Source organism: Bradyrhizobium sp. 2TAF36, assembly GCF_052114925.1.
Classification (GTDB): domain Bacteria; phylum Pseudomonadota; class Alphaproteobacteria; order Rhizobiales; family Xanthobacteraceae; genus Bradyrhizobium; species Bradyrhizobium barranii.
The window spans coordinates 1-13,970 of record NZ_JBFRFR010000016.1; the positions used below are offsets into that span (position 1 = coordinate 1).

Consider the following 13,970-nt stretch of genomic DNA (forward strand, 5'->3'; position numbering starts at 1 on the left):
GCTTGTAGAACTGCCCGGTCAGGCCGGAGATGAAGGCGAGCGGCACGAACACCGCGATCAGCACCATCGCGATCGCGATGATCGGGCCGGAGACCTCGCGCATCGCCTGGTAGGTCGCGTCGCGCGGCGAGAGGCCACCCTCGATGTTGCGCTCGACGTTCTCGACCACGACGATGGCGTCGTCGACGACGATACCGATCGCGAGCACGAGGCCGAACAGGCTGAGCGCATTGATGGAGAAGCCGAACAGATGCATCACCGCAAACGTGCCGACGATCGACACCGGCACCGCCAGCAGCGGAATGATCGAGGCGCGCCAGGTCTGGAGGAACAGGATCACGACCAGCACCACCAGCGCGATCGCCTCCAGCAGGGTGTGAATGACGGCCTCGATCGAGGAGCGCACGAACTGGGTGGGATCGTAGACGATCTGGTAGGACACGCCCTCCGGCATGTTCTTCTTGATCTCGGCCATGGTGGCGCGGACGTGGTCGGAAATCTCCAGCGCGTTGGAGCCCGGCGCCTGGARGATCGGGATCGCCACGGCCTGCTTGTTGTCGAGCAGCGAGCGCAGGCCGTATTCGGAGGCGCCGAGCTCGATGCGCGCGACGTCGCGTAGCCGCACCACTTCACCGCGCGTGCCGGTCTTGACCACGATGTCGCCGAACTGCTCCTCGTTGGCGAGCCGGCCTTCGGCATTGACGGACATCTGCAGGTCGATACCCCTGACGTTGGGGGAAGAGCCGACCACGCCGGCGGCGGCTTCGACGTTCTGGGCCTGGATCGACTTGACGATGTCACTTGCGGTCAGGCCATGCTCGGCCGCCTTCTGCGGATCGACCCAGACCCGCATCGAATAGTCGCCTGCGCCATAGAGCTGGACGTCACCGACACCGTCGATCCGCGCCAGGCGGTCCTTGACGTTGAGCACCGCGTAGTTGCGCAAATACGTCATATCGTAGCGGTTGTTGGGCGAGAGCAGATGCACGACCATGGTGAGGTCGGGGGACGATTTCTTGGTGATGATGCCGAGCTGACGCACCACGGCCGGCAGGCGCGGCTCGGCCTGCTGCACGCGGTTCTGCACCAGCTGCGTCGCCTTATCAGGGTCGGTGCCGAGCCGGAACGTCACCGTCAGCGTCATCGCGCCGTCGGTGGTYGCCTGGCTCGACATGTAGAGCATGCCTTCGACGCCGTTGATCTGCTCCTCGATCGGGGTCGCCACCGTCTCGGCGATCACCTTGGGATTGGCGCCGGGATAGGTCGCGCGCACCAGCACCGAGGGCGGCACCACGTCCGGATATTCGGAGATCGGCATCGCGAACAGCGAGATCAGGCCTGCGAGGAAGATCAGGACGGACAGCACGCCGGCGAAGATCGGACGGTCGATAAAGAACTTTGAGAGATTCATGGCCTTGCCCCTGCAAGAGAGACAGCTCTCCCGTTACCCCGACGCGGGAAATACCCGCGAACCCGGAATCGAGATGCGATGTCTTGGTAGCTCTATGACGTCGTTATTCCGGGCACGCGGTCCGGAATGATGTAACTAGCGCTGCACCACGTCCTGGTTGCTGTGGTTGGAGGCCTGCTGCGGTCCACGCGCACCCATCGCCGCGACCTCCGTCTTGAGGAGCGCACCCGGACGCACGCGTTGCAAGCCATTGACGATGATGCGATCACCGGGCTTCAGCCCAGCCGTCACGATGCGCAGGCCGTCGACCGATCCGCCGAGCGTGATCGGCCGATAGACCGCCCGGCTGTCGTCGCCGACCCCCATCACGAACTTCTTGTCCTGGTCGGTGCCGATCGCGCGCTCATCGATCATCACCAGCGTCTGCTGCTTCGGCTGACCCATGCGCACGCGGGCGAACTGGCCGGGGATGAGACGCCCGTCCTCGTTCCGAAACACCGCGCGGACCCGGATGGTGCCGCTCTGGCCGTTGACCTGGTTGTCGATCAGCTGGATATGACCTCTCGCCGAGAGACCGCCGGATGTCGTCATTTCCACTGGGATCTGGTCGAGATTGCCGCGCTTGCCGGAAGCATCCGCGATCGAGTTCAGCGCGCGCAGCACGACCTCTTCATCCGCATCGAACGAGGCGTAGATCGGATTGACCGACACCAGCGAGGTCAGCACCGGGGAGGCGGTGCCGGCGGCGACGAGATTGCCGACGGTGATCTCGAACTTGCCGACGCGGCCGTCCACGGGTGCACGCACCTCGGTATAGTCGAGATTGAGCTTTGCGGTCTGGAGCGTCGCTTCGGCCGCCTTCACGTTGGCGATGGCTTCGCGATTGGCATTGTCGCGCTGGTCGTAGTCGCGCCGTGTGACCACGGCATTGCCGACCAGCTGCGCGCCGCGCTCGAGCTCGCTCTGGGTGAACACGACGCGCGCCTTGGCAGCCTCGAGCTGGGCGTTGGCCTTGTCGACCTCTGCTGCGTAAGGCGCCGGATCAATCTTGAACAGCACATCGCCGGCCTTCACCAGCGCGCCTTCGGTGAAGTTGGTCGCAAGGATCGCACCCGCAACGCGGGGACGAAGCTCGACGCGGTTGATGGCCTCGAGCCGGCCGGAGAAATCGTCCCACAGCACGGTCTGCTTCGGTTCGATCAGCGCGACCGTGACAGGGACGGCCTGCTCGGCGGCTGCCGCCGTTGCGGTCGCCTGCGCGGCACGTAAGTAATGGCCGGTCGCGATCGAGCCGGCCACGGCGAGGGCGCCCACGATGGCGACGCCGCCGAGGAGGCGGCGGAAACGGCCGGTGCGAGGGGAGTTTTGCGAGGGATGCATTTGCGCGCTCCAGATATGTAGTGTTCGCTACAGATGTGGAGCTGGATGTCGCAGTGCAAGATACTTATGTACCATTCACTAAGAAAATTGTAGCGGCATACCGCAAGAATTGGAAGACGGCAGAGAAAATAAAGCTAGAACAAATAGATAGGATTCGGCGTTAAGCTTCAGGCAGAACGTGAATTCCGAGGAGACAGGCACATGGGCATGGGACGCCCCCGCGAATTCGACGCCGAAACGGCGTTGGACCAGGCGATGGAAGTGTTTTGGCGCCATGGCTATGAGGGCGCCACCATTGCCCAGCTCACCGAGGCCATGGGCATCAATCCCCCGAGCCTTTACGCCTGCTTCGGCAACAAGGAAGGCCTGCTCAAGGCCGCGCTCGACCGTTACACCAAATTGCGTGGCGTCTGGATGGACGAGGTGGTCGCCGCACCTACCGCCCGCGACGTTGCCGAGCGGATGCTGATGGGCATCGCCGACAAGCAGACCGATCCCGCCAATCCGCCCGGCTGCCTGCTCGTGCAAGGCGGCATCGCCTGCGGCAGCGGCTCCGAGAACGTCCCGTTCGAGCTCGCCGCCCGCCGCGCCGAGAACGAGGACCAACTCCGCGACCGTTTTGTCCGCGCCAAGGCCGAGGGCGATCTCAAGCCGACGTCTGATCCTGCAGCACTCGCGCGCTATGTCTCGGCGGTGTCAGTCGGCATGGGCGTGATGGCGTCTTCGGGCTCCGACCGCGAAGCGTTGCGGCAGGTGGCGGACGTGGCCGTGCAGGCGGTCGAGGCGCAGTCGGCCGACAGAACGTGACGGCCGCCGGCCGTTGTCATTTTGAGGATTGCAGCGACGGCGGCCGGACGAAGCCGCCGAAATCGCGTTCGATCAGCCCGCCGAGCGCAATCGTCGTGCGGTCCTCGAGATAAGGCCCGATGATCTGGACGCCGATCGGCAGGCCAGACGGCGCGCGCTCGATCGGAACGGCGGTCGCCGGCAGTCCGCAGGTCGAGGCGGGGTCGGCCCAGATGAAGCACGCATCGGAGTAGTTGTAGAGCTTGCCATCGATGTCGAGCTGCCGCGCGTCGAACGGTTCGGAATGGTCGTGTGGAAAGGCCGGCACGGCGGCGACCGGGTAGATCACCGCGTCGAACTCGCGGAAGAACTGCTGCCACCGTTGCTGCAACTGCAGGCGCGCCGCGTCGGTCACCAGCCATTCGCGATGGATCATGCCCCAGCCGCGGGCGCGCTCGGCCTGCAGGCTACGGTCGTCGGGCGAGAGTGTCGCGGCAACTCCTTGCGCCTCTGCGAGAGCGGCCGGTGTCAGACGCGGGCTTCGCGCTGCGTTCAACAGCTTCATGTAAAGCCGCGCGGAGTCGGCGAGATCGGGCAGTGACGTGCTTGCGCGCGCGACCCGCGCGCCAGATTTGTCGAGCCGGTCGGCCAGCCGCCCAATGGCTGAACGCACGGCATCGCCCGTCGGCATCAGCGGATGCGTATCGATCACGAGGATCCTGAAATCCTTGAGCCGGTCATGCCGCGGGGCAGGCAGAGCCAGGCGATAGCCGATCCCGTCGCGCGTCTCGTCCGGGCCGGCAATCACGTCGAGCGCCAGCGCGAGGTCCGAGGCGGTGCGCGCCATCGGCCCGACGACAGCCAGATCGCCCTGGCCGGGGACGGGTAGTGCCGGCGGCAGGCTGTAGCCGCGCAGCGGCACCAGGCCGAGGCTCGGCTTGTGTCCGAACACACCGCAGAAATGCGCGGGCACCCGGATCGAGCCGCCGATGTCCGAGCCGATCGAGAGCGGACCGAAACCCGCCGCCAGCGCCGCGCCCGATCCGCCCGAGGAGCCGCCGGGTGACCGGCCGAGGTCCCACGGGTTGTTCGTGGTCCCGTGGATCTCGTTGTAGCTCTGGAAATCCCGCAAGCCGATCGGGATATTGGTCTTGCCGATGATGATGGCGCCTGCCGCCTTCAACCGCGAGACCACAAGGGCATCTTCCGCAGGCTTAAAATCCCTGAAATGCGGAAAGCCCCATGTCGTCGGCAGGCCGGCGACGTTGAACGGTTCCTTGAGGGTTACGGGGATGCCGAGCAGGGGCTGCCGGTCGCCGCGGGCAAGCGCGGCATCGGCGGCGCGTGCGGCCCCTCTCGCACGATCGAAATCGCGGACGATGATCGCGTTGATGCGCCCGTCCAGCGCCTCGATGCGCGCGATCGTATGCGCGAGCAACTCGGACGCGGACACTTTGCGAGCGTGCAGGGCGGTCAGCAGTGCGCTGATCGAGCCGTAGTCCAGGTCAGCGGCATCTGCGGTCATCACGAGCTCCATTGTATCCCGGCTGAGACCTTGTAGCCCGGATGGAGCGCAGCGCAATCCGGGACATGTCCCGACGCGGATCCAGAACCCAGATTACGCTATCGCTTCATCCGGGCTACGACGCTATCGCATCTGGTCGTCGTGCCCGGGCTTGTTCCGGGCATCCACGTTCTCAGTGCGGCGTCGCAAGGCGTGGATGGCCGGGACAAGCCCGGCCATGACGCGGTGGAGAGCCTCAGGAGGCTTCCTTCAGCACCGGTGCGGCAGATTCCTCCGCCTTGAGCTCCTCGAGGCTGCGATGCCGCGGCTCGATGCCCAGCGCCCAGACCGTGATGATCTGCACCACCAGCAGCCCGATCATCAGCGCCATCACGCCGGCCACGCCGCGCGTCTCGAACAGCGACACGACGAGGAACGGCGTGACGATGGTGGCGCCGCGCCCCAGCGTGTTGACGATGCCGGAGGCGCGCAGGCGGACCTCGGTCGGAAACAGCTCGGGGATATAGATGCCGAACAGAAGGGCGACCAGGACGTAGATCGGTACCGTCAGCGCGAAGCCGACAGCCGGCAGCAGGATCGGGTCGGAGATCATGGGGTAGAGGATTCCGAGCATCACCGTGATCAGGGATGCGCCGATGATGGTCGGCTTGCGGCCCCAGCGGTCGGCGGTCAGCGCGCCGATGGCCGAGCCGACGGGCGCGCCGAGCGCCATCAGCAGCGAATAGCCGAACGAGGTCGCGATCGAGAGGCCCTGCTTGACGAAGAACACGGGCAGCCAGGTCACGAAGCCATAGAGCAGGGTGTTGATCGTGATCAGGCAGACGGCGCCGACGATCATCCGCGACAGCAAGGGCGCGGTGAACAGCGTGCCGAGATCCGCAGATGCCGGGACCGGTGTCGTGGCCGCGGGAGGAGGCAGGGGCTGACCCTGCGCGGCTTCCTTCTCGATGGCTTGCATCAGCGCTTCCGCCTCGGCGGTGCGTCCCACGGCTTCCAGCCAGCGCGGCGATTCCGGCAGCGACTTGCGCATGTACCACACCACGAGCGCGCCGACGCCGCCGAGCACGAACATGGAGCGCCAGCCGAATTGCGGCACCACCACGGACGCGACCAATAGCGCCACGGGCAGACCGGTGACGACGCACACGGTGGTGAAGCCGAGCCATTTGCCGCGGGTGCGCGCGGGCACGAATTCCGTCATCGTCGAATAGCCGACGACGTTCTCCGCCCCGAGCCCGACGCCCATCACGAAGCGGCAGGCGATCAGGAAGGCCATGTTCGGTGAGAACGCCGCGGCCAGGGAGGCAACGCCGAAAAGGAGCAAATTGAATTGATAGGTGAAGCGGCGTCCGTAGCGGTCGCCGAGGAAGCCGGTGCCGAATGATCCCAGCATCATGCCGACGAAGGTCGCGGAGATGAAAACCGCATTCTGCGCGAGGGTCGAAAAGCCTGTCTTCAGCGTGACGCTGAGCACGGTCCCGGCGATATAGATGTCGAAACCGTCGAAAAACATTCCGATGCCGATCAGCAGCATGATGCGGCGGTGGAATGGCCCGATCGGCAGCCGATCCAGACGGCTGCCTGCGTTCACCAATGTCGACATATACGCTCTCCCCTGACTGTTGTTCTGGTCGATGCGGCCCGCCTTCTATGGGCGGTCGGCCGCTCGTCGTTTTTTGCTAGTTCAGGCGCTGTTGGTTGGCCGTGTCGCGATACCAGTCGAACGGCTGCTCGTGGGTCGCGACCATCACGCTCTTGGTGTTGAAGTGGTCGTTGAAGCTCTCGGTGCCGCATTCGCGGCCGATGCCGGAATCGTCGACGCCACCCCAGGGCGAAGCCGGGTCGAGACGGTGGTGATCGTTGATCCAGACGATGCCGGCCTTGACGGAGGCGGCGACACGGTGCGCGCGGGCGACGTCGCGGGTTCGGATGGCCGCGGCGAGGCCGAACGGCGAGTTGTTGGCAAGCCGCAGCGCATCGGCCTCGTCCTTGAACGGCGTCACCGAGGTGAAGGGACCGAACACTTCCTCCTGGAAGATGCGCATGTCGGATGTGACGTCGGCGAACACGGTCGGCTCGACGAAATAGCCGTTGTCGTGGCCCGGCACCTTCGCGGCAACGCCGCCGGTGACGAGACGCGCGCCATCCTCGTGGCCGTAGCCTACATAGGTGAGAACGCGGTCGCGCTGCCGCGCGGAGATCACGGGGCCCATCTGGGTGTTCGCGTCGAAGGGATCGCCGACGCGGATCGTGCGGGTCTTGGCCTGCAGCTTCTCGACGAATTCGTCATAGATCGAAGCCTGGACGATGTGGCGCGAGGCACAGACGCAGGTCTGTCCGGCGCCGATGAAGGCGCCGAACGCGGCGTAGTTGACGGCGCGGTCGACGTCGAAATCGTCGAACACCATCACCGGCGTCTTGCCGCCGAGCTCCATGGTTTGATGCGCGAACACTTTTGCGGCCGCGCTGCCGGCGATGCGGCCTGCCTCGGTGCCGCCGGTCAGGACCAGCTTGTTGATGTCGCCATGCTCGGCCAGCATCTTGCCGGCGTTCTGCCCGAGGCCGAGAACGATGTTGAAGACGCCGGGCGGAAGGCCGGCTTCGGTGAAGATCTGCGCGAGCTTCAATGTCGTCAGCGGCGTGTATTCAGACGGCTTGACCACGGTGACGCATCCGGTCGCCAGCACCACGGCGAGCGACTTGCACAGGATCATCAAGGGATGATTGAACGGCGTGCAATTGGCGACGATGCCGATCGGCGTGCGAAGCGTGTAGTTCAAATACGCGCCTTCTACCGGGATCACGGAGTCCCGACGCGCCAGCGCAACGCCGGCAAAGTAGCGGAAGAAATCGGGCAGGCGGGAGAGCTGGGCGCGGGTCTCGTTGACCGGCCGGCCGTTGTTGAGGGTTTCCAGCCGGTACAGGCTGTCGAGATTGGCCTCGAAAGCATCGGCGAGCTTGTTGACCAGCCGGGCACGCGCGCGCGTATCCATGCCGCCCCAGGCTTTGCCTTCGAACGCTGCGCGCGCGCTCTTCATCGCGCGGTCGATGTCCTCGGCGGTCGAATTGGGGATGCGGGCGATGACGTCGCCGGTCGCGGGATTGCGAACGTCGAGCATCACGCCGTTGCCGGCTTCGACTTCACGTCCGTCGATGAAATTGCCGTGGGTTTCGACGTCGATCGACGCGGGTTTTGACGGAATGTTCATGATGACCTCTCCTCGACGATGACGGCGTTGCGCTTGAGCGCCGGCAGAACGCGTTTTTCGGTGGCCCCGATATGGGCCTTGATGATGCGCGCCGCGGTTCGCGTTTCGCGGCTCTGCATGGCGTCGATCAGGGCGACGTGCTCGGCGACGAGCTTTGCCGGATCGTGACCCTTCAGATTGGACACGCTGACGCGGACCAGCCGGTCGGCCTGGCCGATCAGGTCGCACAGCGCCGTCGCCATGCGGCGATTGCCGGACGCATGAGCCAGCGCGGAATGGAAGCCGCGATTGTAGGCGATGAAGTCTTCGTGGTTGCCGGAGAAGCGGCGAAATTCATCGAGCGATTTCAGAACGCTGTCCGGAGCGCTCTCGATCGCCTCGGCGACGCAGGCCGGCTCCAGCGCAAGACGGAAGCGGAGGAGGTCGCGGGCGTCCGACAGCGAGATCGGCGTGACCCGGTAGCCCTGGCGCGGCTGCACCGTCACCAAATGCTCGCGCTGCAGCCTCAAAAGCGCATCCCGAACCGGTTGGCGGCTCACCGAATAGCGTTCGGCCAGATCCTGTTCCCGCATTTCATCGCCCGGAGCGAACCGGCACGCTAAAATATCAGACCTCAGAAGATCGTAGATGTTTTCGCGCAAAAGCATGATTCTAGGGACCTCGTTGGCTCCAATTTGGCAATCCTGATATTTCACGTCAAGAGCCAAATGCTTGAATTCCCTGACAGTTGATTTATCAATCGGGGGCCTCCACGGCACGCAAACGGGTGTGATCCCGCCGACGAAGTTAAGGAAAGACCGGACATGGACAGGCTTCTTGCCAACGGGACCGTCAACGCCGCGCAATCGGGCGATGGGCCGCCGCTGTTTCTCTTCCACTCGCTGTTGTCGGACCGTGCGAGCTTCGATGCGATCGTGCCCGAGCTTGAGGGATCGTTTCGCACCATCGTGCCGGAGTTGCCGGGGTTCGGCCGTTCACGCGCGGTCGAGGGCGGGCTCGTCGCTGTCGCGGACAGGATGGCGGAGGCCGTGAAGGAGGCTGCGGGCGGTGCGCCGGCGATCGTGCTCGGCAATGGCTATGGCGGCTTCGTCGCCTTGCAGATGGCGATCCGGCACCCGGAGATCGCCAGCAAGCTCGTTCTCGCCGATTGCGGCGCGGCGTTCTCGGAGCCCGGCCGCGAGGCGTTTCGCAACATGGCGAGGGTCTCGCGGGACAAGGGCCTCGAGGCGATCACTGACGTTGCGATGCGACGCTTGTTTGCGCCCGAGTTTCAGGAGCGGCATCCCGAACTGATGCGGGATCGTCGTGAAGCTTTTCTGCAGACGGATCCCGATGTGTTTCGCAGCGCATGCGACGCGTTGGCAAACCTCGATCTCCGCGCCGAACTTGCCGCGGTGAAAGTTCCTGCCCTCGTTCTGGTCGGTGAGCACGACGAAGCGACGCCTCCGCCAATGTCGCACGAGCTGGCCGCCGGTTTGCCGCGCGCCGAACTCAAGGTCATTCCAGGCTGCGCGCACGTGCCGCAGCTTCAGTCGCCGCGGCAGTTTCTCGGAGCTCTCAAGGGCTTCCTGCTTTGATCTGCGCCTGGCCGATGCCGATCCTGCGCTCGAAACGGCGATGCCTTCCGAACGGTTAATGGCGTCTGTGCGGCGGGAATTCACAAGCGGGGATGGTGCAATCCTGCGCCTGTGTTGCCCGACGCGTCAAACGTCCTCGGGGGGCACGCTCGCGTCATGCCGGAGCGAAATTCTTCAATGATTTGTACTGTGCATGGGGTTGTTTTCGCATTTTTTGTTGGAGCATCCCCAGGCCGCGAGGACCAGAGGATGAGCCGCCCGCATTGAAGCGGGCCTCCTAAGAGTTTTTATACACAGTTCTGGCACGCTCCGCGCGTCAATATCCGCAACCTGCATCGTCGCCTCTTATTGCGCGCACGAAAAGACGGGACCCGCGGGCATCGAGGGGGCGTGAGCCATGACTGCAGTTGCTTCGGACGCTGGTCGCGCGAAGGGCGGGATCGTGCCGATCCTGCTATGCGTGGTGCCGTTCAGTCAGATTCCGCTCGATGCCTATACGCCGGGCCTGCCGCAGATGGTGGTGGACCTCGCAACCGATTCCGCGTCGATGCAGAACACCGTTACCGCCTACATGCTCGGCATGAGTCTGGCGCTGGTGCCTGTCGRCATCGCCTCCGACACGCTCGGCCGCCGTAACGTCCTGCTCGCGGGGCTATCGGTTCTCATCGCGATGAGCATCGCCTGTGCGCTCGCCACCAGCGCATCGCTGCTGCTCGCGTTGCGATTCCTGCAGGGCGTCGGCGGCYGCACCTGCCTCGTCGTCGCCTATGCGGTTGCGGCCGACTGCTTTCGCGGCCGCGAGCTCACGGCGATCTCTGGGCTGCTTGGTGCCGCCTGGGGGCTTGCACCCGTGCTCGCACCGGCGGCCGGCGGTTTCATCGTCGAGCTGACGTCCTGGCGCGGGGTCTTCGTCATCATCGCCATCGCCGCGGCCATCGTCGCTGCGATCGTCGTGCTGCTTCTGCCCGAGACGCTGCCGGCCGAGCGACGCGCGCCGTTCGATCCGCGCCGCACGGCGAGCATTCTCCGCGAAGCGCTCGTCCGTCCGGGTTTCCTGGCCTTCGTGCTGGTGTTTGCCGCCGCGGCCAGCGCGCAACTGGCGTTCGGCGTCGTCGCGCCGTTCCTCTACCAGACCGGCCTCGGTTATTCCGCGGCCGTCTACGGTCTCGTCGCGCTCGGCCTTGGCGGCGTCAATCTCGCGGGCGAGCTCGGCTGCGCGCATTTCGCACGCTTCATGCCGGCCCGCGTGATGGGCTTTGGCGCCTTCGCGCTCTTTCTCGCCGGCGCTGTGGTCTTGACCGCGACCGGCTTGGCCGTCGGTCTCGATTTCATGTCGATCACGATCGGCGGTGCGCTGGTGCTCGGCGGTTGCGGCGTGCTGTGCCCGATGATGTACGGCATGGCGCTCGGCCTGTTCGAGCGCGACCACGGCCTGATCGGCGGCCTCATCAGCGCGCTCTGCTATCTCGCGGTCAGCGGCGCCATGGCGATCGCGGCGGTGTTGCCCGAAGCGACCCAGGCGCCGATCGGATGGCTTTATCTCGGCCTCTGCGCCGTCGCAGGGACGCTGCTTGCGATCTCGTTGCCTGCGGCACGCCACGCCACACAGACTTAAGGAAGGAACCCATTCATGACCACCGTCGGTATTCGCGGCACGTTCTTCGACTTCGTCGACGATCCCTGGAAGCACATCGGCAACGAGCAGGCTGCCGCGCGCTTTCACCAGGACGGCCTGATGGTCGTCACGGATGGCGTCATCAAGGCGTTCGGTCCGTATGAGAAGATCGCCGCCGCGCATCCGGGCGTCGAGATCACCCATATCAAGGACCGCATCATCGTCCCGGGCTTCATCGACGGCCACATCCATCTGCCGCAGACCCGCGTGCTCGGTGCCTATGGCGAGCAGCTGCTGCCGTGGCTCCAGAAATCGATCTACCCCGAGGAGATCAAGTACAAGGATCGCAACTACGCGCGCGACGGTGTGAAGCGTTTTCTCGACGCACTGCTTGCCGCCGGCACCACCACCTGCCAGGCCTTCACCAGCTCCTCGCCGGTCGCGACCGAAGAGCTGTTCGAGGAAGCGGCCCGCCGCAACATGCGCGTGATCGCGGGCCTCACCGGGATCGACCGCAACGCGCCGGCCGAGTTCATCGACACGCCCGAAAACTTCTATCGCGACAGCAAGGGTCTGATCGCGCAGTACCACAACAAGGGCCGCAACCTCTATGCCATCACGCCGCGCTTCGCCTTCGGCGCCTCGCCGGAGCTGCTCAAGGCATGTCAGCGCCTCAAGCACGAGCATCCGGACTGCTGGGTCAACACCCACATCTCAGAGAATCCGGCCGAATGCAGCGGCGTGCTCGTCGAACATCCGGACTGCCAGGATTATCTCGGCGTCTACGAGAAGTTCGACCTGGTCGGGCCAAAGTTCTCCGGCGGCCACGGTGTCTATCTCTCGAACAACGAGTTCCGCCGCATGTCCAAGAAGGGCGCCGCGGTGGTGTTCTGCCCGTGCTCGAACCTGTTCCTCGGCAGCGGTCTGTTCCGCCTCGGCCGTGCCACCGATCCCGAGCATCGGGTGAAGATGTCGTTCGGCACCGACGTTGGCGGTGGCAATCGCTTCTCGATGATCTCCGTGCTCGACGACGCCTACAAGGTCGGCATGTGCAACAACACGATGCTCGACGGCAGCATTGATCCGGCGCGCAAGGATCTCGCCGAGGCCGAGCGCAACAAGCTCTCGCCCTATCGCGGTTTCTGGTCGGTCACGCTCGGCGGCGCCGAAGGCCTCTATATCGACGACAAGCTCGGCAATTTCGAACCCGGCAAGGAAGCCGATTTCGTCGCGCTCGATCCGAATGGCGGCCAGCTGGCGCAACCCTGGCACCAGTCGCTGATCGCCGACGGTGCTGGTCCGCGCACGGTCGACGACGCCGCGAACATGCTGTTCGCCGTCATGATGGTCGGCGACGACCGGTGCGTCGACGAGACCTGGGTGATGGGCAAGCGTCTCTACAAGCAGAGCTGAAGCGGACGGTCGCGATGAGCGCATCTCCGGATCCGGCGGCCCAGGCGGTCGCCCTCGTCATCCAGCGCCGCATTGCCGACGACGGCTTTGCCGCGTTCGCGCGGTGGAACGGCGAGGTCGGCGAGGCGCTGAAGGCGTGGCCCGGCTTCCTCAGTCAGGAGGTCGTGCCGCCGCAGCCGCCGGCGCACGTGGACTGGGTGACCATCCTGCGTTTCGCGAACCCGGCCGCTGCCCGCGCCTGGCTTCAGAGCGATGTACGGGCGCGGCTGATCGCGGACGTACAGCGCTTCTTCGTCGGGTCGGAGGACGTCCATATCCTTCCCGACACCGGCGTTCAGCGCGACAGCGCGGTCTCCGCCGTCATCTCCTTCAAGGTCCCGGATGGACTCGAGGATGCGTTCCTCAAATGGCAACAGCGCATCCAGGCCGCGGAGGCCGAGTTCAGGGGGTTCCTGCGTCACAAGATCGAGCGGCCTATCCCGGGCCTGCACGACGAGTGGATCGTCATCCTGTCGTTCGACAGCGATGCCAACCTCAACACGTGGCTGGACTCGCCCTTGCGGCAGACGCTGCTTGAGGAAGGCGCGCGCTTCAACGCCGGCATGAACGTGAAGCGGGCAAGCTACGGCTTCAATTTCTGGTTCCCGGCCGGCAAGACGCAGGCTCCGGAGCAAGGGCCCGGCCTGATTTGGAAGAGCAACCTCATCGTCCTGCTGGTGCTCTATCCCGTGGTCTATCTCTGGGGCTATTTCATCAGCGCGCCGCTGATCGACAGCCACGGCGTGCCGGTCTGGCTGTCGCTGTTCGTCGGCAATCTCGTGAGTACCCAGCTGCTCGGCTGGTTTCTCGTGCCGGCCGCCTTCAGGGCGCTCGACTGGTGGATCAAGCCGAAGGCAGCGCTCGGCCGCCAGATTGCGGGATATGCACTGCTTGCCGCGCTCTATGCGGGCTCGATGGGCCTGTACGCGCTGCTGCTCGCATGGCATTGGGGACGGTGAGGCCATCCACCGTGCGGACCGTTGCGGTGCTATCGGGGAGAGGTCGGTCTCTGGAC

11 protein-coding genes are annotated in these 13,970 nt (G+C 65.1%); 5 read left to right on the forward strand and 6 right to left on the reverse strand.

Going from position 1 to position 13,970, the window contains the following annotated elements; genetic code table 11:
* The coding region (locus tag AB4Z51_RS11345; RefSeq protein WP_441497417.1) for an efflux RND transporter permease subunit at positions 1-1,411 on the reverse strand (1,411 nt) is incomplete at its 3' end.
* A gap of 135 nt (positions 1,412-1,546) precedes the next feature.
* Positions 1,547-2,791, reverse strand: a complete 1,245-nt coding sequence (locus AB4Z51_RS11350) for an efflux RND transporter periplasmic adaptor subunit (protein WP_071915009.1) — start codon at positions 2,789-2,791, stop codon at positions 1,547-1,549.
* 201 nt (positions 2,792-2,992) lie between these two features.
* On the opposite strand from AB4Z51_RS11350, the gene AB4Z51_RS11355 reads away from it, so the two are divergent.
* Positions 2,993-3,598, forward strand: coding sequence for a TetR/AcrR family transcriptional regulator (locus tag AB4Z51_RS11355; RefSeq protein WP_441268308.1), 606 nt, complete (start codon positions 2,993-2,995; stop codon positions 3,596-3,598).
* 16 nt (positions 3,599-3,614) lie between these two features.
* Here the strand turns inward: AB4Z51_RS11355 and AB4Z51_RS11360 are convergent, their stop codons facing one another.
* The 4 genes from AB4Z51_RS11360 to AB4Z51_RS11375 all read right to left on the reverse strand — a co-directional run bounded on the left by AB4Z51_RS11360 (position 3,615) and on the right by AB4Z51_RS11375 (position 8,958).
* Positions 3,615-5,102 carry an amidase gene (locus AB4Z51_RS11360; RefSeq protein WP_441268307.1) on the reverse strand — a complete coding sequence of 496 codons (1,488 nt, stop codon included), beginning with the start codon at positions 5,100-5,102 and terminating at the stop codon, positions 3,615-3,617.
* A gap of 235 nt (positions 5,103-5,337) precedes the next feature.
* Entirely contained in the window at positions 5,338-6,705 is a 1,368-nt protein-coding gene (locus tag AB4Z51_RS11365; protein WP_439034640.1) for an MFS transporter, read from the reverse strand.
* A gap of 76 nt (positions 6,706-6,781) precedes the next feature.
* Positions 6,782-8,311: an aldehyde dehydrogenase gene (locus AB4Z51_RS11370; RefSeq protein WP_166094885.1), complete on the reverse strand. Its 1,530-nt coding sequence runs from the start codon at positions 8,309-8,311 to the stop codon at positions 6,782-6,784.
* Complete coding sequence (locus tag AB4Z51_RS11375; protein ID WP_028146609.1) at positions 8,308-8,958, reverse strand: GntR family transcriptional regulator; 651 nt, start codon at positions 8,956-8,958, stop codon at positions 8,308-8,310. The genes AB4Z51_RS11370 and AB4Z51_RS11375 overlap by 4 nt, the downstream gene beginning before the upstream one ends.
* A 156-nt stretch (positions 8,959-9,114) precedes the next feature.
* Between AB4Z51_RS11375 and AB4Z51_RS11380 the strand changes: the two genes are divergently transcribed.
* The 4 genes from AB4Z51_RS11380 (at position 9,115) to AB4Z51_RS11395 (ending at position 13,914) form a co-directional block, all read left to right on the forward strand.
* On the forward strand, positions 9,115-9,888 hold the full coding sequence (locus AB4Z51_RS11380) for an alpha/beta fold hydrolase (RefSeq protein WP_166352435.1): 774 nt from the start codon (positions 9,115-9,117) through the stop codon (positions 9,886-9,888).
* Positions 9,889-10,285: 397 nt separating this feature from the next.
* Positions 10,286-11,503 carry a multidrug effflux MFS transporter gene (locus AB4Z51_RS11385; protein WP_441497418.1) on the forward strand — a complete coding sequence of 406 codons (1,218 nt, stop codon included), beginning with the start codon at positions 10,286-10,288 and terminating at the stop codon, positions 11,501-11,503.
* Between the two features lie 15 nt (positions 11,504-11,518).
* Positions 11,519-12,916, forward strand: coding sequence for a guanine deaminase (gene guaD / locus AB4Z51_RS11390; RefSeq protein ID WP_441268305.1), 1,398 nt, complete (start codon positions 11,519-11,521; stop codon positions 12,914-12,916).
* A gap of 14 nt (positions 12,917-12,930) precedes the next feature.
* Entirely contained in the window at positions 12,931-13,914 is a 984-nt protein-coding gene (locus AB4Z51_RS11395; protein ID WP_439034643.1) for an antibiotic biosynthesis monooxygenase, read from the forward strand.
* The last annotated feature ends 56 nt before the right edge of the window (positions 13,915-13,970 follow it).